Source organism: Mycobacterium sp. E1386 (genome assembly GCF_001672745.1).
GTDB lineage: Bacteria > Actinomycetota > Actinomycetes > Mycobacteriales > Mycobacteriaceae > Mycobacterium.
The window spans coordinates 1-18,014 of record NZ_LZKH01000098.1; the positions used below are offsets into that span (position 1 = coordinate 1).

Genomic DNA, 18,014 nt, shown 5'->3' on the forward strand with positions numbered 1-18,014 from the left:
GAGCGCACCGCTGGCGGCCAGCGCGTGGCCGACGTTGGATTTGACCGAGCCAAGCAGGGGGCCGGCACCGGACGTCGTGTCCCCGTAGGTTTGTGCCAGCGAACGCAATTCGGTGCGGTCGCCGAGGCGGGTGCCCGTGCCGTGCCCCTCGACCATCCCGACGTCTTCGGGCCGGACCCCGGCCTGCGTCATAGCGCGCCGGAACAGGCGGACCTGCGCGTCGCCGCTGGGGGCGCTCAGCCCGGCGCTGCGGCCATCCTGGTTGACGGCGGTGGCGCGGACCTCGGCGACAACCTGGCGGCCCGCGCGCAGCGCGGCCGATTTGCGTTGCAGCACAAACATCGCCGCCCCCTCGGCCCACACCGTCCCGCTGGCCTGCGCACTGTAAGGGCGGCAGTGACCGTCGTCGGAAAGGGCGTGCTGCTTGGAGAATTCGACGAAGAACCCGGGCGAACCCAGCACGTTCACGCCGCCGGCCAGCGCCAGGTCGCAGTCTCCGTTCTGGATCGAGCGCACCGCGAGGTGAAACGCCGCCAGCGCGGACGCGCACGACGAGTCCACCGTCAGCGCCGGGCCGGCCAATCCCAGTGTGTAGGCGACCCGCCCGGAGATCACGCTGAGCGCGGTCCCGGCGAGCAGGTGACCGCTGTGCTGGGAGAAGTTGGCCATCTGCGGCCCGTATCCGGTGGCCGAGGCGCCGACGAAGCACCCCACGTCGTGCCCGGCCAGGTCGTCGGGGTTGATGCCGCTGTTTTCCAGCGCGCGCCAGGACACCCGGAGCACCACGCGCTGCTGGGGGTCCATGGCGACGGCCTCGCGCGGCGAGATTCCGAAGAACTCCGGGTCGAAGGTGGTTGCGCCGGAAAGAAATCCACCGCGATCGTGGATCTCCTTGAAACCGCTGCGCCGCGAACCCGCGAGTAGTTCGCGGACCTGCCAACCCCGATCGGTGGGGAACGGCCCCAGCGCCTCACGGCCGTGGGACAGCAGCTCCCAGTACTTGTCGGCGGTGTCGATGCCCCCGGGCGCTTCGACGGCCATGCCGACGATCGCGACCGGATCGGAGGCGCCGGTGAACCCGTTGTCAGACATCGGCATTCACCCGTCGCGCCACGGCATCGATGTGCTCGTCGAGATAGAAGTGCCCGCCGTCGTACAAGAACAACTCGAAGGCTCCGGCGGTGTGGTTCTCCCAGAGCCGCAACGCGGACGGATCGACGCGATGGTCGTCGCGCGCCCCCAGGACGCGGATGTCGGCGCGGATGCGGACGCCGGGGGCACACTCGTAGCGGTTGACCGCTTCGTAGTCGGCGCGCACCGCGGTGGTCAGCAGTTCGGCGAACTCTTCATCGGCGAGCAGTTCGGGGTCGGTGCCGCCGAGATCGGCGATGTCGGCGAGTAATCCGTCGACGGTGGTGGGGAGTTCCGGCATGGCCGCTACGGCCGACGGCGCCGGGCCGGCCGAAACCCACAGGCGCTGCACGGCAACGTCGTGGGATTCGGCGATCCTGGCGAACTCGAAAGCGACGACGGCGCCCATGCTGTGGCCGAACAGCCGCAGCGGCGCCACCCGGCTCCACGGCCCAGCGTCGAACAAACCTCGCGCCAGGTCGTGCACCGTGTCGGGGGCCGGGTGACTCAGCCGGTCCGCGCGCTGCGGATACTGCACGATGTAGGTGTCGCCGCCCGCGGCCAGCGCGGTCGCCAGCACGCGGTAGCTCGCCGCGGCCGCCCCGGCATGCGGAAACACCACGGTCGCGCCGGTGCACCGGCCGTCGTTGCCGCTGGGCACCCGCTTGATCCAGGAGGCGAACTCGGTTGGCGCACTGAGCACCCGGTCGGAGGTCATCGAGCCGTCCCGGTTTCGCCGGTCTGGTGAGAAGCCGACAGCACCGCGTCGGCGTCCATGTGAATGACTTCCAGGCATAGTTCGGCCACCTGATCCAGGCGCCGGCCGTCCCGCTCCCGGCCGGTAAGCAAATCGGCCAGTGCCGCAACGGTTCTGGTGGCGAAGATGTCGGCGACCATGATGTCGGGGGTGTCCAGCCAGCTCCGGATACGACCCACGGCCTGGGTGGCCAGCACGGAATCGCCGCCCAGGGCGAAGAAGTCGTCCTCGCGCCCGACCCGGTCCACGCCGAGGAGATCACCGAGGAGCGCGGCCAGGGCGGATTCCAGCGGGGTCGACGGGGCGCGGTAGCCCGGCTGCTCGGATCGTGAGACCTCGGCGCCCAAGTCGCGGGCGACGGCACGACGGTCGATCTTGCCGGCATCGGTGAACGGGATGCGTCTCACCAGCGCGACGTGGCGCGGAACCATATGCGCCGGAACGAGTTCGCCCATCAGCTCCCGAACTCGCTCGGCCGTCAGCCCGGCGCCAGCGGAAGCTTCCGGGCACACCGCGGCGGCCAGCACCTCGGAGCCACCCGGTGCGGGAAGCAGGGCGGCGACCGCTATCGCCACCCCCGGCAGCCGTCGCAACGCGGCCTCGATCTCGCCGAGTTCGACACGATAACCGCTGATCTTGATCCGGTGATCGGCCCGGCCGACGAACTCGAGCGTTCCGTCGGGCCAATACCTGGCCAGGTCGCCGGTCCGGTACCACCTGCGTCCCGCGTGCTCGACGAAGCGTTCCGCGGTCAGGTCCGGCCGCCCCCGATAGCCCTGGGCGATGCCACGACCGGAGACCCACAGCTCGCCGGCGACCCAGTCGGGGCAGTCGTCGCCCGCGTCGTTGACGACGCGGCAGGCGTTGTTCGGCAGCGGCACCCCATAGGGCAGGGCGGTCCAGTCCGCCGGCAGGGCGTCGGGATCGTCGACCTCGAAAATGGTGTTGTGCACCGGTGTTTCGGTCGCTCCCCCCAGGCCGGCGAATCGCAGGTTGGGTGCCTCGGCCTTCAGGCGGCGCGCCACCTCCGGCCGCACCCAGTCCCCGCCGGTGGGGATGACCCGCACCGAGGACAGCCTTCCTTGTCCGACTTCGATCAGCATCTCCAGCCAGCCCGGCATGAAGTGCAGCACGGTGACTTGGTGGGTGTAGATGAGCCGGGCCCAGGAGTCGGGGTCACGGCGCTGCGCCTCGTCGACCACCACGATCGACCCACCCGTGCGCAAGGTGACGAAGATGTCCATCACCGAGATGTCGCCTTCGAGCGTGGAGAGGGCCAGGCACCGGTCCGCGGGACCGATCTCGAAGTGGCGGGCGATGAACTCCACCGTGTTCATCGCGGCATCGTGGGTCACCTCAACGCCCTTGGGCTCGCCGGTCGATCCGGAGGTGAACAACACATATGCGAGGCCATCGGGATCGACTCTTGCCGAGATGTTTTCGGCGACAATGGGCGGTTCGCGGAGGATGTCGGCGAGGGTCAGCTCGGGCACCGGCAGTGCCAGCCGCTGCCCGCCGCAGACCAGGGCCAAGCACACCGCGCCGGTTCCCAGGATGCGTTCCGCGCGGTCGCGCGGCTGGTCGGCGCCGATCGGCAGGTAGGCCGCGCCGACGCTCAGGATGCCCAACAGCGCCGGCACCTGCTCGGCGGTCTTCGGCCCCATCACCGCGACCGTGTCGCCCGCGCCGACGCCGGCCGCGCGCAACGCGGCGGCCACCGCCAGTGCCTGGTCGCGCAGCTGCTGGTAGCTCAGGTCACCGGAACTGGCGAAGATCGCCGGCGCGTCGGGTCGCCGCTCGGCTTGCCGAAAGAACCCGTCGTGCAACGCTTCTCCGCTGGGTTCGGCGGTGCGGCCATTGACCGCGTCGCGCACGGCGCGCTGCGCGTCGGGCAGCGGCGACGGTCCCGGTGCGTCCCAGTTGTCGTCGGCGGAAGCCAGCCTGAGCAGTTCGTCGATGTGGTAGGCGAACATGGCGTCGACGACGCCCGGGGCGAAGATGCCCTCGCGCACATCCCAATTCACCAACACGCCGCCGTCGAACTCGGTGACCTGGGCGTCGAGCAGCACCTGCGGGCCCTGGGAGATGATCCACGCGGGTGTCCCGAATTGATCGGTGACCTCGGGGCTGAACAGCGCGCCGAGTCCCAGCGCGCTGGTGAAGACCACCGGTGCCAACACCTGGGTGCCGCGATGGCGGCTGAGGTCCCGGAGCACCGACAGCCCGGGATAGGCGGAGTGGGCGGCGGCGGTCCGCATGGCGTCCTGCACCGCCCGCGCCCGCGCCGCCGCTGTTCGGGTCCCCGCGAGGTCGACGTCGAGCAGCAATGATGAGGTGAAGTCGCCGACCAGCGAGTCGACGTCGGGGTGCAGCGGCCGGCGCCCGAACAGCGGCACGTTCAGCAGGAACCGCGAGGTGGTCGACCAGCGGGCCAGGGTGTTGGCAAAGGAGGCGGCCAGCGTCATCGCCGGGGTGACCCCGCGGGCCTGGGCGCGGGAGAACAGGGCGTCGCGGGTGCGCGGGTCCAGCCAGTGCCAGAGCCGGGTGCTCGTCCGCGAACCGCGGTCGCCGGTGAAGGGCAGGGCCGGCGGGTCCGGCAGCTGCGGGATGCGCTGCGCCCACCAATCACGGGCGGCGTCGCGGTCCGGCTGCGGCCGCGCCTCTTCCGCCTCGATCACGCGGCGGTACTGCCGGTAGGTGTAGGTCAACGCGGGCAGGTCGCGCCCGAGGTACAGCGCGGCCAGGTCGGCCATCAGGGTCCGGTAGCTCATCGCGTCGGCGGCCTGCATGTCCAGGTCGACGTGTAAGCGCGAACGTTCACCCGGCAGGCGCGTCAATGCCAGCTCGAACACCGCTCCGTCGAGCTGCTGGTGCGATTTGGCGTTGCGGATCGCGGCCAGTCGCCGATCCGCTTCGTCGCCATCCTGCCGGCGCAGATCCTCGACGGCGACCGGGAATTCGTCATCGGTTGTTACGATCCGCTGCGTTCCGTCGGGCAGGAACCGCACCCACAGCATCGGGTGGCGCCGGGCCAGCGCCGTGGCCGCGGCGCGCAGGCGTTCGGGATCGATGGCGCCGCCGTCGAACTCGACGTAGAGGTGACCGGCCACCCCACCGAGCTGCTGGTGGTCCTGGCGGCCGACCCACATCGCGTGCTGCATCGGGGCCAGTGGGAACGGCTCACCCGCGTCGCCCGCCGGTTGCGCGGGGAGGCGTTGGTCGGCGGGATCGGCCGGCGAGTCCGCGCCGACCAGCGCGGTCCACGCCTCGACGGTCGGAGTTTCGGCCAGCGTGGCGAAGTCCACGGCGATGCCCGCACGGCGCCACCGGCCCGCCAGGGTCATGATCCGGATGGAGTCCAGGCCTTGGCCAATGAGGTTGGTGCTGGGGTGAATGTCGTCGACACCGACGCCGAGCAGTTCGGCCACCTGCGCCCGGATGTCTTCCGAGCGCGCCGAGGCACGCACCACGAACCCTCCCTGGATTAGCACAGGCTGCCCTAAGTATCGTTGGTTACCCTATCCTTACTCACGAAGCGCCGCTACTACGCCCCCGGTTTAAGGACCCATGACCACGAAGACACCACCGTCCCTGGCCGGGCCCCTCGAAGGGTTCGTGCCGTTCCCCGCCGATCGGGCCGCGGCCTATCGGGCGGCCGGTTACTGGGCGGGCCGCACGCTGGACAGCATCCTGAGCGACGCGGCACAGCGCTGGCCCGACCGAACGGCCGTGCTCGACGCCGCGGACGGTGCGGCCCTGAGCTATGCCCAGCTCGACGCGCGCGCCGGCCGCGCCGCCGCAGGGCTGCACGCTCTGGGCATCGCACCGGGCGACCGGGTGCTGCTGCAACTTCCGAACGGTTGCCAGTTCGCGGTGGCGCTGTTCGGGCTGATGCGCGCGGGCGCCATCCCGGTGATGTGCCTGCCCGGCCACCGGGCCGCCGAATTGGGGCACTTCGCCGCCGTCAGCCAAGCCGCCGGATTGGTGATCGCCGATGCGGCAAACGGTTTCGACTATCGCGCCATGGCGCGCGAACTCGTCCAAGACCACCCGACGCTCGAGCACGTCATCGTCGACGGCGACCCCGGCCCGTTCACCTCATGGACCCAACTCTGCGATCGGGCCGCCGCCCCAGCCCGGGTGCCGGCACGCGATCCGGGATCGCCTGCGCTGCTGCTGGTTTCGGGCGGCACCACCGGGACGCCCAAACTCATCCCCCGAACCCACGACGATTACGTGTTCAACGCGACCGCCAGCGCCCAGCTGTGCCGGCTCACGGCCGACGACGTCTATCTAGTGCTGCTCTCGGCCGGCCACAACTTCCCGCTGGCGTGTCCCGGGCTGCTCGGCTCGATGACCGTGGGCGCCACCACCGTGTTCGGCACCGACCCCAGCCCCGAGGCCGCCTTCGCCGCCATCGAGCGTCACGGCGTCACGGTCACCGCCCTGGTTCCGGCCCTGGCCAAACTGTGGGCGCAGGCGTGCGAGTGGGAGCCGGCAACACCGAAGTCCCTGCGGCTCTTGCAAGTTGGCGGCGCCAAGCTGGAGGCCGACGACGCCCGACTGATCCGCGCCGCGTTGACCCCGGGGCTGCAGCAGGTGTTCGGGATGGCGGAGGGACTGCTGAACTACACCCGCCCCGGCGATCCGCCCGAGCTCACCGATTTCACCCAGGGGCGGCCGCTGTGCGAGGCCGACGAATTGCGCATCGTCGACCCCGACGGCGAACCGGTGGAACTGGGCGAGGAAGGCGAGCTGCTGGTACGAGGCCCGTACACGCTCAACGGCTACTACCGCGCCGAGCGCGAGAACCAACGGTGCTTCGATCCCGACGGCTTCTTCCGCAGCGGTGACCTGGTCCGGCTCCGCCACGATGGGTATCTAACGGTCACCGGGCGGGTCAAGGACGTGATCTGCCGCGGCGGCGAAACCGTCTCCGCCGCGGACCTCGAGGAGCAGATGCTCAGCCACCCGTCGATCTTCTCAGCGGCAGCGGTGCCGTTGCCCGACCCGTATCTTGGCGAAAAGATCTGCGCGGCGGTTGTTTTCACCGGGCCGGCAATGACTCTGGCGGAACTGAACGCATACCTCGACCGGCGTGGGGTGGCCGCCCACACCCGGCCCGACGCGTTGGTGCCGATGTCAACACTGCCCACCACACCGATCGGCAAGATCGACAAAAAGGCGATCGCCGGCCAGATCTCGGCCCTGCCGAGGTGACCTCAGCCGATGTGCTTGGCCCGCAATGCTTCCAGGATCCTGTCCATCACCGCGCCGGCATCCGCCCTTGCCTGGCGATGATCGTCCGCGCGGGCAATGTAGAGCGTTGCCTCGCGCAACGCCCCCATGACTGTCAGGGCCGTGGCCTCGACGGGTTGGGGCGGGATGCTGCCGGACTCGATGGCGTCGGTGAGCAGCGCCGTCACGAATCCGATGTTGTATCGGTGCCCGATGTCGCTCCAGCGTTCCCAGCCCAGCACCGCCAGCGCTTCCAGCAAAACGATGCGCTGGATCTCCGGCTCGGCACACGCGTCCAACCACAGGCCCGCGCACAGCCGCATGATCTCAACCGGATCGGATTCCCCCGCGGCCGCGACGGCCTCCCCCATCCGCGCGGCCATCTCGCCCTCCACTTGCTCGAACACCGCCGCGAATAGCTCTGTCTTGTCGGCGAAGTGGTGGTACAACGCGCCGCGCGTCACCCCGGCGTCGCGCACGATCGTCTCCAGGGACGCCTCGGCGAATCCCAACGATGCGAACAGGGGCCGGGCGGCGCCGATCAACGCGCCGCGCGTATCCGCGGCGCGCTCCGCCTGCGTACGGCGACCGTCCTGCGCCATGCGACCCTCACCTTTCACACCCACGTATGCATGTCATACATACCGCATGAAGGTCGCGGGGTGCGATAGCGCTAAAGGCAGCGTCGTTCAGAACACTCTTAGCTGACGGATGATCTCCAAAGCGGACGGGTCCCCCTCGGCCTGAACGCCGAGGCTTTCCCACGCACCGCGTTGGGTTATCCATCGCACGAACGCTTCCGAATCGGACGTGATACGCGCGGCCACATCACCCTGGGCGCCGAGGCGCAGGGTCCGGGCGCACAACCCGTCGAGGCGGATCTCGGCCCCGACGCGTAAATCGTTGATCAGGTGGGTGTTCTGCTGCGGCAGCGCAGCCTCGATCCAGTCCAGCGTGGGGGCAAGCCGTAGTTCGTCGACGGGCGGCGGATCCGACCGCAACGGTCCGTCCGGGGCGAACAAGTCGTACCGAAGATGGATGAAGGACTCGAAGACAAAAGTCGTGGGCACGACGGAGGCCGGATAGGTCCCGACGTCGCCGATCGGTATCTCGATATCTTGGCCCTCGACCGCGGCGAGGACGTCCAGCCCGCGCGAACTGACCGACTCATAGTCGGCCACGACCTCCGCCGGGGTCATGGAACGGCGGGACTCGACGTAAAGGTCGGCCGCGCGTTCGGCGGGCAGGCCGCCGGGATCGGGCAGCGTCGACGGATCGACAGCCAACCAGTAGCTACACGCCATGTGCGACACCAGATCCTGGACCGACCAGCCAGCACACCCACTGTCCTCCGCCCACATCGAGTCAGGCATTTGCGCGCAAACCTTAAGAACGGTTGCGCGTTCCTCCGCTATCGCGTCGAGCGTGGCCGTCATGAACTCATCCCCTTTCATACATACCGTATGTATGAACATACACGCTGTATGTATGGCGTCAAGTGGTCATCGGGGGGGTTTGTTCGGGTTGGCGACTTGCGACTTCACGCCGAGCGTCAACGCCAGCGTGGCGCTCGGCCCGGGCCGTCACGCTGGCGTGACGCTCGGCGCTCGAATTGCGACGTTGCGAAGGCGCGCCGGCGCCATGCGCGCTTCCGCGTGCGGCGAGACCCCCACCGAGTTCGGCCAATCCCCCTGATCAGCAGGCCATTTCGCACAACACTGACCGCTACCGCGAAAGCCGTTGGTGTCAGCCAACACTGACGGCCGCGCAGGACCCCTTTCGGATTTTGGATAGGCGATCGCACGCTGGATGATCGCGACCGAAAAATTCCTTGGCTGGTACTATTCCGCCGTAACCCTGCCTGGGATATGGTGTTCGAGGCGTCGTTTCGGGGGCCTGAAAGTTGCACGAATGGGATCGCCAAGATAGCGCTCGCTATCGGTGAGTATTCGTCGCGTTGGGTCAGTGGCGTCGAGATAAAGGCTTGTTTGAGCAGTAGTCCGGAGTTAACCGCGCGCCGCATCAAACGAATCCGCGTGCCGGTTGGCTCTTGCACGGCAAGACGATGGCAATCGTGCGGGTCCTGTGAATCCCCGTGCGCTTGTCGGGCTCGAGGGGGACCTTTATGCTTGCGCCGCGCGACGGTCAGCGTGTCGGCCATTCGCCCTGGTTGCCGGCATGCGCGGGGTCAATTCAAGCCAGAGTGAGCCAAATCACTGATGCACATTCCACGCAGCTAGTGAAAGGCGCTTTCCGGGTTCGCGAAATAAAACCCGCTCGGCGACTCAGCGTCATACAGCAACTCACGCGCGGGCGCGTTAGGGTCATCCGACTGGCGTCGCCAACTGACGAGGAAAGGTAACGCATGTTCCTGGGCACGGTCGACGACTGGACAGCCGAGGGCACCGTCGTATCTTGGTATCCCACCGCGAACACTTACGCGCGGGCCGCAGAAGCGCAATACCACCCCGCCCCGGTCAGTTACCAGCAGTCCCAGCATCTTCGCTATTACCGACGCCAGGTCGGCCTCGGCCGCGATATCCCTCGGTTGTGCATCGGAGCCTGGGAGATCGGGGGCGTCTGCGATATCGATGCGATGACGCAAGCGCTGAATAGCCACGTGCGGCGACACGATGTCTACCACGATCGGTTTGCCTTCTCCGACAACGACGAAATCCTCCGCTACGTCATTGCCGACCCGGAGAACATCACGCTTGCGCCAACGGATCTCGGGGAAATGGCTCCTCTTCAGATCCGCAAGCTCATCCTCGATACACCCGATCCGCTGCAATGGGACTGCTTCAGCTTCGGAATTGTCCAAGGCGAGGACCGGTTCACCATCTACATCGCCGTCGACCACTTGCGCGCCGACGGTATGTCCGCCGGCGTGATCTTCCTGGACGTTCAGACGGCGTACTTCAGCGCGCTGCAGAACGGGCAGGCCGCGCTGGCGCCCGCAGCCAGTCATCGTGAATTCAGCGCGAAGCAGCGCGCCTACACCGCGAGCCTCGATGACGAATCGCCCGAAATCCAGCGCTGGCACGCCTTCCTCTCGGCGAACAATGGTGCGCTGCCGAGGTTTCCACTGGCACTGGGCGAGCCGTCCGCGGATACCCCGGGAGCCATCGACGTGTTCGAGCTGATCGATGACGATCAGGGCCGGCGTTTCGAGGCCGCGTGCCGTGCCGCGGGAGCACGCTTCAGCGGCGGCGTGTTCGCCTGCGCCGCCCTGGCCGAGCATCGGTTAACCGGAGCGGCCACATATTTCGGACTGACCCCGTTCGATAACCGGCGAGATCCCGCCCACGCCACCGCGGTCGGCTGGTTGGCCAGTTTCGTCCCGCTGGCGATTCCGACCGCCGGCGCGTCATTCGACGAAGTGGTCAGCGCCGCCCAGGCGTCGTTCGACGCCAACGCGGCCCTCGGCGGCGTGCCCTATTACCACCTGCTCGAGACGCCGGCCGGCTCGGCAGGCCACTTCGAGGTTCCCGACCGACCGGTGCCGATGTTGTCCTACATCGACATTCGCAAGCTGCCGTTCGGTGACTACTTCGATGGTTTGCAGGCCGGGATCTGGGGAGACAACCGGCTGTCCGAGACGGTGTGCATGTGGGTCAACCGCATGCACGACGGAACGCAACTGGTGGTTGCTTACCCGGGCACCGACATCGCGCGCGCGTCCGTCCGGCGCTATGTCGAGACCATGCGCGCCGAGTTCACCCGGGTGTCCGACGCCGGGCCGCACAACCATGCCTGATGCATTTGTTTTCGCCGGCCAAAGGTTTCGGTGCGGGTGGGCCGACGCCCCATGCCCATCCTAAGTTGCCGGTGATGCGGCTGGCGCTTTTGGACCAGGCCGCGTTCCTACGGCTGCGGGCCACCGGTCAAGGCAGCACGGTGCAATGCACGTGGGTGTACGACCGGGACGTGAACATCGACGAGTTGCGCGCCTTCAAAGACGATCTCGGTGCCGGCCTCCTCGGACGGCGCATCGAGCGCTCACCGCTGCCATTCGGTCGTCATCGCTGGGTGCTCGACAACCATTCACCCGACATCGCGCTGGAGCCGCGACAACCGCGGTCGGCGATCGGCGCGTGGATCGAAAGACGCGCACAGGTACCCGTCGACCCCGAGTTCGGCCCTACGTTTCATCTGGGCGTACTGCCGCTGGACGACGGCGGCGCGGCGGTCACCCTGGTGTCATCACACTGCGTCGTCGATGGGCTCGCGGCGATATCGGCGGTAACCGAGGCGGTCAACAAGGAGAGACGCAATCGCGGCTACCCACAGCCGAATTCACGCAGCCGGGCGCGCGCCGTCTCCGAGGACCTGGCCGATGCGGTGCGTTCCCTGCCGGTGGTCATCCGCGCCCTGATCGCGACCGTGGTGATCCTGCTCAAGGCTTCATCCCGTTCCCGGCCTGCGCCCGGGGCGCACCGGCCCGGTGCGCTCTCAGCGGTAAATAATGAGCCGACGGGACTCCCATCGGTGACGATCCAAACCGACGCCGCCGCATGGGACGCCCGTGCGCGCAATCTGAACGGGAGCAGCAACACACTCTTCGTCGCATTCGCGGCCCGGCTGGCGCATCGAATCGGCAGGGTGCTTCCAGACGGGAACGCGGTGACGGTGGTACTCCCCGTCAGCGATCGCACCAGCGACGACGACCGAGCCAATGCACTGACCTCAATCACACTGGCCGTCGATGCCGCAGCGGTGGCCCACGACTTGAGTTGCGTGCGGGCCGATATCAAGAGAATGCTGACGTCGCTGCACCTAAAGCCCAACGAAATGCTCGCGGGATTGCCGCTCGTTCCGTTCACACCACGCTGGCTCGTCCGCCACGCCGAAGGCATCGCCATGTCAACCGGCCAACTTCCGGTCGGGTGCTCGAACCTCGGAAGCCTAGATCCCGCCTTTGGCCGCATCGATGGTGCGGATGCAGCCGAGGTCTCCATCCGGCTGGCCGAGCAGGGCATCACACGCCGCCGCATCGAGCAGACCCGTGGCCAATTGTTCTGCAGCACTGGAACGATCAACGGCAGCCGATTTCTCAACGTCATCGCGTGCCAGGACGGCGCCGGCAACACCGCAGCGGAAGCCCGCGAGCTCGCGTGCAGCGCGCTGGCCGACCTGAAGCTGGGGGCATCAACCGTCTACGAAGGCCAGCTCTGATGGTGGGCCTCGACCCCAGAGCGACTGAAAGCCGCCGCCCCCTGATGTATGCGGGTATCACCGCCACGATTGCGGCCTGGGCGGTCGTCGTGCTGTGGTTCGCGATCAAGATCGTTCCACTAGACGTCTATTGGATGTCGTATTACTCAGCCGACTACACGCATGGCTTCGTGCGGCGCGGTCTCGCAGGCGAATTGCTGCGCTTCGTCCCGGGACACTACTTCTCCGTCGCGCTGAGTCTGCGGTGGCTGTCGACGGCGGTGTATCTGGGCGGCCTGGCAACGGTCGCGGGCTTGGTGCTCTTCGGTCACCCGAGGTCTGAACGCAGGCTGATGGTCGCGATGCTGATTCCGTTGCTGCCCTTCGGAGTTCCGTTCGCGGCATATTCGGCCCGGCCCGACCTGTTCGGGGCGGCGGCGCTGGCGCTGTTCTGCTCGGCGTTGATGTTCGCACGTTCCCGCGCCGTCGCGATGACATGGTGCGCGGCCTACGGTGTCGCGATTGCCGCGTTGGCCCTCGTGCACGAGGCGGTCGGCCTGCAGTTCGCACTGGGGGCCGTGCTGGCGATCGTCGTCCTGGGCGGTGCGCTCAAAGGCGCCCAGGGCCCCGGTGTGCTCCTCGCGGTGACGCCGGGCGTCTGCACGACCGCCGCCGTCGCGGCGTTCGGTCGTCACGACGTCGCCGCTCGGCTGTGCGCGTCCGTCCCCCACCACTTGATGCCCAACCCGTTCGCGACCGTCACGTCGCCAACCACGTTGCTGCGGTATGTCATCGACGGGCAACCGCAGCAAACCGACTACCACGACTGGGTGTGCCGCAATGTGATGCCCAACTACGACAACGGAATCGCGGATGCCATCCGAGCCGTCGGCCACATCGGAATGGTCGGCCTCACCATGTCCCTGGTGTTCGGAGTTGCCGCCGTTGTGGTGACGATGTGGGGGCTCAGCAACATTTCGGGCGTGCCGCTTGCCGCGTTCCTCGACGCGCTGCGGGGCCGGATGGCCTGGGTCGCCGCCGGGTCGGTGTTGATCTTTCCGGTCTTCCTGACCGGCTATGACTGGACCCGGTGGCTGACGATCGTGGCGTTCGACGTCGGCGTGGTGTTCGCCCTCTTCGCCTCGCGCGGGCCGGAAATCGGGCATGAGGCAACTCCGAAAACGTTGCGGCTGTTCATCATTCTCGCGATCGCGCTCGCACTGATCCCGGTGGGCGCGGTCCCGGGTTTCGGCGGTCCGCGGATGGTTTAGCCCTGTCGTGTCCGTTTCGGTTGCATTCGCCGTCCCGTCACGCGGCGATCGTCTTACCGGCACGCAGGCGGAGCCGGCGGTGATGGTGCTCATGAACGGTCGGCCAATCGAGACGAGGACAGCTGTGCGGACCCATTAGCGGGCGAGGTATCCGCCGGCGTGGGGTGGCAGCGTCAGGTTGTTGAGAAGGCCCGCCTCGGCAGCGCACACCGCGGGGATGGCGTTGAGCAATAGCGTTGCCACCGCGAGGGATACGGCCCGACCGGAGCCGTTAGTGGTGGCGAGGGCGATTTCGGAATCCACGGTCATGTCGCCGTCGATGTGCAATAGCCACCTGCTGTCGCCGCCGGGCCATTCGGGTGCCACCTCGTCCGTAACCCGCCAGATCAGCTCGAAACGGAGGGCAGGCCGCCCGTGCACGATGCCCTCAAGGCACATTTTCATGGCAGCGATGGTGCCCGCTTCGATGGTGCCCGCCGCGATGGTCAGGTCGTGCTCTGTCGCCGCGACCTCGCGGCGGTATTTGACATCCTCGAGCTCAACCCCCATGGCGTCGGCCAACATTCGCATTGACAGATAGAACGGCGATTTTTCCACCTGGCTGAAGTGGGCGTCCAACGGCGTTTGCGCGTCGGCGGGGAGGCCGAATCCGATGGCATCGCGCACCATGTGGATCGAAGTGTAGCGGCTCATGTCGACGATTTCGCTGACCCGGACGGTGTCAATGCGCCCGCATAGCCGAGTGAGCTGCATCGGCCATAAGTCCATGGCAAAGCCGGGGTTGATGCCAATGTGTAAGAACGACGCGTCGCCCTCCTCACACGCTCGGCTCAGCCGCAGGTAGGTGTCCGGGCCGGCGCCGGGCAGCTGGACGTCGGGGCCGAGATAGGCCAGGTGTTCGTGGGCGCTCGACACGACGTTTTTTCCCGAGGCAAGGAGCCGACAGATGTCGTCGACGGCGCCGCGGCCGCCGTCGAGGGTACCGCCGAGCGGGCTGTAGCAGACGCAGTCGGCATCGAGCGCCAGGATCGCCTCGATGTCATCGGTGGCGAGGACTCCCGTGGCCGCGGAACCCAGCAACTCGCCGGCGTCGGCGCCGACCTTGGCCTTGTTGTAAACACGAACACCGGCAAGTTCGAAGTCCGGGCGTTCGCCGATGATCCGCAATGCATGCATACCGACGTTGCCGGTTCCCCATTGGATCACGCGATAGGACATCGGTCGGTTACCTCTACTTTCTAGATCCGTGCGCCGGGCAACAGTGACTGCAGCTCGACGTACTGGTCGATACCTTCGGTTCCGCCCTCCCGGCCAATGCCGCTGTCCTTGAAACCACCCAGCGGCGCGGCGAAGTCGGGCATGTATTGGTTGATACCAACCGATCCGGTGCGGATACGCCGGGCGATGTCCATGCCACGCTCGGTGTCGTTCGTCCAGATGGTGCCGGCGAGTCCGTAACGCGAATTGTTTGCGATGCTTATCGCGTCGTCAACGTCGTCGTAGGCAATCACGGCCAGTACCGGGCCGAAGATCTCCTCTTGCGCAATGCGCATACCCCGGTCGACCTCGCCGAACACCGTCGGCTGCACGTACCACCCCACGTCCAAGTCCTTCGGCATCCCCTTGCCCCCCACGACGACCCGGGCGCCCTCCTGCTGGCCCATGGCGATGTAGTCCTCGACGCGCTGCTGCTGCCGTCGCGTGACCAGCGGGCCGACTTCCGTTTTCGGGTCAGTGGGATCGCCGACCGTCAGCGATGCGGCGAGGGCCGCGACCGCATCGATAACCGCCTCATAGTTGTTCCGCGAGGCTAGAATTCGTGTCTGCGCCACGCATGCCTGACCATTGTTGGCGAAAGACGCGAACCGCAATCCATCGGCCATGACGTGTAGGTCGGCGTCATCGAGCACGATCGCCGCCGACTTTCCCCCAAGCTCCAAGCTGACCCTTTTGAGCTGTTCACCGCACGCTGACGCGATCCGGCGGCCCGTGTCGGTCGACCCGGTGAACGACACCTTGTCTACACCGGGATGGCGGATCAAGAACTCGCCCGTGTCGCGGGCGCCGGTGACCACATTGACCACACCGGGCGGCAGCCCGACTTCATCCAGGATCTCGGCGAGTCGCAACGCGTCGATCGGCGTCTCGGCCGCGGGTTTGAGCACCACGGGGCAGCCCGCGAGCAATGCGGGCACCAACTTTGTCAAAGCGCCCAGCTGCGGCATGTTCCACGGCACGATCGCAGCGACCACGCCCACGGGTGTTCTCCGCACGACCGTATCGGCCAGTTCGCCGCGTCGGTCCTCCTCCCAGGGATAGTCGCGGGCAATCTTGATGCCGGCGTTGATGATCATCACCCCCGGCAACGCCTGCCCGAACTGGCTGTAAGAGATCGGCGATCCCATTTCCTCGGTGACAAGCGCCGCCATTTCATCGACGTGCGGCTCGTAGGCTCGGGCAAGCGCTGAAAGGTACTCGGCGCGCTCGTGCGGAGCCAGACGCGGCCACGGCCCCTCGTCGAACGCCGCTCGCGCGGCCATCACCGCACTGTCGACATCTTCGGCAGTCGCGAAGGGCGCGTTACCCATGACCTGCTCGGTGTGCGGCGAGACGACGTCGATGACGTCGCTGGACGCGCCGGAAACCCATGCGCCGCCGATATAAAGCCGGTCATATGCGTGCACCGCGCTTGCCTCCTTCGACCGGTCGCGGATCCAGCGTAATCGAGCATTTTGCAGAATGTCTACAATATCGGTCGCCCGAGAGCATGAATCGACAATGTGGTCCGCATTTGCCTGTCCCACCCTCGTTTGAAATCGACGACGGCGAAGGTAAGGTCGACCGATGAGCCATCCGGTGAGCATCAGCTCGCGCCTGTCGCGCCGCAGCAGCGGCGAGCTCATCGCCGACCATCTCCGGCGCCAGATCATCACTGGCGAACTGGCCGCAGGCCAACGGCTCACCCAAGAAGAGATCGCTGGGCAACTAGGAACCAGCCGGGTGCCTGTCCGCGAAGCCCTTGTCATCCTCGAGCAGGAAGGCTGGGTGAAGATGGAGATGCATCGGGGTGGGTTCGTCCTTCCGATCGAGACATCGGTCGGTGACAACGCCGAGGTGTGGGACCTGGTCTTCGGCTTGGTCGTTCGTCGCGCGGTGGCCCGCATGACTCCCGAATGTGACGCCCGGCTCGCCGAGATCGCTGCCGCGCTCAACGCTGCGCATGACCCGGCCACCGTTTCTGGCCTATGCGAGGACTATCTCGACTCATTGTTCGACACGGCTAGCGCCCCGGCTGTCGCTCGCATGGTTCGGCGCACCCGCGCCACATCGATTGACACGATATTCGGCGTGGCGCCCGACACCATCGAGGTCAGCCGGCGGGGCACCCTGGCGGTGATCTCGGCGATACGCGCCGGCGACAGCGAGCGCGCGAACGCAGCTCATGCGGCGATGCAACGCAAATGCCTCAAGCTGCTGATGAAGGCGTTCAAGGAGCGCGGCAAATGATGGCCTCGGCGCGGCCGTCGATCCACCAGTCGGAATTCCCCATGCTGTAGCGCACTGACCGGGTGTCACCGTCGCGGGTGCAGGTGCCGTCGGCGCCGAGCATCGCAATGCCGGCGATTGACGGCCGCTCCCCCTGCGGGTCGATGCGCCACGTCCACGACTGGTCAGCGAACTCGTAACGAATCGTCTCCGGAAAGCCGTTGGCCCGCACCGTTGCCTCCGCCGAGACATCGGTGGTTGCGACGAACACGCCCTGTTCGTCGTGGAGCATCGCAAACCCCCATCCGTCTGCGCCGTAGGCGAACGTGGCCTGGATCATCGATCCGTCATCGTATTCGTTGGCGATTTGCTGCCAGCAGATCTCCCGGCCGCGACCATAAGGTGCGTTGATCCAGTCGGAGCCTGGCGAGAAGTAATGAATCTCGTGTCCGACGAATCCTTCGACGGCACGGTCCAAACACGTGCCACGGACGCGATACTTGGATGTCGCCGACAAGCATGCCCCGCCGTCCCACGTGTTGAACCACTGTACGGCCGGCCCTACCGCGTCGCCGCCGACCGAGACGACATTTGCGTCGTTCCAGACGCAATCGTTCGGGGAATGCTCAAAGCGGAAGCACTCGCCGTCGCCAACCTCCTCTTTGCTGACGAACACGACGGTGTCACCGCCGCCGAGGACCGAGGTGGGGCCACTCCACATCTGCTCGCTTCGCACGTCACGCTGGAGTTGACCGCCTGGCTGGGCAACGAAAACCCAACGCATAGTCGATTTTTCGGCTTCGACCGCGCGCAGCATCCTGAGGAGATTGCCCTGCTCGTCCCGCAGCGAGCCATAAAGGTAGGAACCGGTCTTGCGCAGACCGAAGTACGTAGACGACGGGAGAAGCAGATCGGCTGTGAATGTGCATTCGCCGATCAAGCATGCACCGCCGAAGTCTCCTGGTTGTGCAACCACG

General features: G+C 67.0%; 13 protein-coding genes. 5 read left to right on the plus strand and 8 right to left on the minus strand.

The features are described 5' to 3' along the window. From A5709_RS11325 to A5709_RS11335, 3 genes are all read right to left on the minus strand, one after another. On the minus strand, nucleotides 1–1,092 hold a 1,092-nt coding region (locus A5709_RS11325), incomplete at its 3' end, for a polyketide synthase (RefSeq protein WP_068011576.1). Further along, a complete protein-coding gene (locus A5709_RS11330; protein ID WP_068011571.1) occupies nucleotides 1,085–1,849 on the minus strand; it encodes a thioesterase II family protein in 765 nt (254 codons plus the stop codon). The genes A5709_RS11330 and A5709_RS11325, both read right to left, overlap by 8 nt. Then, the gene (locus A5709_RS11335) at nucleotides 1,846–5,358 is read right to left on the minus strand and encodes a non-ribosomal peptide synthetase (RefSeq protein ID WP_068011577.1); all 3,513 of its coding nucleotides are present in this window, start codon (nucleotides 5,356–5,358) and stop codon (nucleotides 1,846–1,848) included. The genes A5709_RS11330 and A5709_RS11335 overlap by 4 nt, the downstream gene beginning before the upstream one ends. 97 nt (nucleotides 5,359–5,455) lie before the next feature. Here A5709_RS11335 and A5709_RS11340 point away from each other — a divergent pair, with 97 nt between their 5' ends. Beyond that, the gene (locus A5709_RS11340) at nucleotides 5,456–7,108 is read left to right on the plus strand and encodes a (2,3-dihydroxybenzoyl)adenylate synthase (RefSeq protein WP_068119933.1); all 1,653 of its coding nucleotides are present in this window, start codon (nucleotides 5,456–5,458) and stop codon (nucleotides 7,106–7,108) included. Between the two features lie 2 nt (nucleotides 7,109–7,110). Here the strand turns inward: A5709_RS11340 and A5709_RS11345 are convergent, their stop codons facing one another. Both A5709_RS11345 and A5709_RS11350 read right to left on the minus strand, forming a co-directional pair. Further along, a complete protein-coding gene (locus A5709_RS11345; RefSeq protein ID WP_068011569.1) occupies nucleotides 7,111–7,728 on the minus strand; it encodes a TetR/AcrR family transcriptional regulator in 618 nt (205 codons plus the stop codon). Between the two features lie 87 nt (nucleotides 7,729–7,815). Beyond that, nucleotides 7,816–8,562, minus strand: a complete 747-nt coding sequence (locus tag A5709_RS11350) for a maleylpyruvate isomerase family mycothiol-dependent enzyme (protein WP_082953468.1) — start codon at nucleotides 8,560–8,562, stop codon at nucleotides 7,816–7,818. Nucleotides 8,563–9,491: 929 nt separating this feature from the next. Here A5709_RS11350 and A5709_RS11355 point away from each other — a divergent pair. The 3 genes from A5709_RS11355 to A5709_RS11365 all read left to right on the plus strand — a co-directional run bounded on the left by A5709_RS11355 (nucleotide 9,492) and on the right by A5709_RS11365 (nucleotide 13,551). Then, the gene (locus A5709_RS11355; RefSeq protein WP_068011568.1) at nucleotides 9,492–10,883 is read left to right on the plus strand and encodes a condensation domain-containing protein; all 1,392 of its coding nucleotides are present in this window, start codon (nucleotides 9,492–9,494) and stop codon (nucleotides 10,881–10,883) included. Nucleotides 10,884–10,954: 71 nt separating this feature from the next. Further along, on the plus strand, nucleotides 10,955–12,301 hold the full coding sequence (locus tag A5709_RS11360; RefSeq protein WP_068011574.1) for a hypothetical protein: 1,347 nt from the start codon (nucleotides 10,955–10,957) through the stop codon (nucleotides 12,299–12,301). A gap of 44 nt (nucleotides 12,302–12,345) precedes the next feature. After that, the gene (locus A5709_RS11365) at nucleotides 12,346–13,551 is read left to right on the plus strand and encodes a hypothetical protein (protein ID WP_231972100.1); all 1,206 of its coding nucleotides are present in this window, start codon (nucleotides 12,346–12,348) and stop codon (nucleotides 13,549–13,551) included. A 135-nt stretch (nucleotides 13,552–13,686) separates the two neighbouring features. On the opposite strand, the gene A5709_RS11370 is transcribed toward A5709_RS11365, so the two are convergent. Beyond that, complete coding sequence (locus A5709_RS11370; RefSeq protein WP_068011566.1) at nucleotides 13,687–14,769, minus strand: hypothetical protein; 1,083 nt, start codon at nucleotides 14,767–14,769, stop codon at nucleotides 13,687–13,689. Nucleotides 14,770–14,789: 20 nt separating this feature from the next. Continuing rightward, nucleotides 14,790–16,454 carry an aldehyde dehydrogenase gene (locus A5709_RS11375; RefSeq protein WP_231986958.1) on the minus strand — a complete coding sequence of 555 codons (1,665 nt, stop codon included), beginning with the start codon at nucleotides 16,452–16,454 and terminating at the stop codon, nucleotides 14,790–14,792. Between A5709_RS11375 and A5709_RS28005 the strand changes: the two genes are divergently transcribed. Beyond that, complete coding sequence (locus A5709_RS28005; protein ID WP_068011564.1) at nucleotides 16,396–17,058, plus strand: GntR family transcriptional regulator; 663 nt, start codon at nucleotides 16,396–16,398, stop codon at nucleotides 17,056–17,058. The two genes, A5709_RS11375 and A5709_RS28005, sit on opposite strands and share 59 nt — an antisense overlap. Here the strand turns inward: A5709_RS28005 and A5709_RS11385 are convergent. Further along, nucleotides 17,039–18,013 carry a hypothetical protein gene (locus tag A5709_RS11385; protein WP_197501058.1) on the minus strand — a complete coding sequence of 325 codons (975 nt, stop codon included), beginning with the start codon at nucleotides 18,011–18,013 and terminating at the stop codon, nucleotides 17,039–17,041. The two genes, A5709_RS28005 and A5709_RS11385, sit on opposite strands and share 20 nt — an antisense overlap. Nucleotide 18,014: the final 1 nt, after the last annotated feature.

What these genes read in the sequence shown, in the direction of transcription:
- A5709_RS11370 (WP_068011566.1), bottom strand. Translation starts at nt 14,769, where the DNA reads ATGTCCTATCGCGTGATCCAATGGGGAACCGGCAACGTCGGTATGCAT.
- A5709_RS11350 (WP_082953468.1), bottom strand. Translation starts at nt 8,562, where the DNA reads ATGACGGCCACGCTCGACGCGATAGCGGAGGAACGCGCAACCGTTCTT.
- A5709_RS28005 (WP_068011564.1), top strand. Translation starts at nt 16,396, where the DNA reads ATGAGCCATCCGGTGAGCATCAGCTCGCGCCTGTCGCGCCGCAGCAGC.
- A5709_RS11345 (WP_068011569.1), bottom strand. Translation starts at nt 7,728, where the DNA reads ATGGCGCAGGACGGTCGCCGTACGCAGGCGGAGCGCGCCGCGGATACG.
- A5709_RS11330 (WP_068011571.1), bottom strand. Translation starts at nt 1,849, where the DNA reads ATGACCTCCGACCGGGTGCTCAGTGCGCCAACCGAGTTCGCCTCCTGG.
- A5709_RS11365 (WP_231972100.1), top strand. Translation starts at nt 12,346, where the DNA reads ATGTATGCGGGTATCACCGCCACGATTGCGGCCTGGGCGGTCGTCGTG.
- A5709_RS11340 (WP_068119933.1), top strand. Translation starts at nt 5,456, where the DNA reads ATGACCACGAAGACACCACCGTCCCTGGCCGGGCCCCTCGAAGGGTTC.
- A5709_RS11355 (WP_068011568.1), top strand. Translation starts at nt 9,492, where the DNA reads ATGTTCCTGGGCACGGTCGACGACTGGACAGCCGAGGGCACCGTCGTA.
- A5709_RS11375 (WP_231986958.1), bottom strand. Translation starts at nt 16,454, where the DNA reads ATGAGCTCGCCGCTGCTGCGGCGCGACAGGCGCGAGCTGATGCTCACC.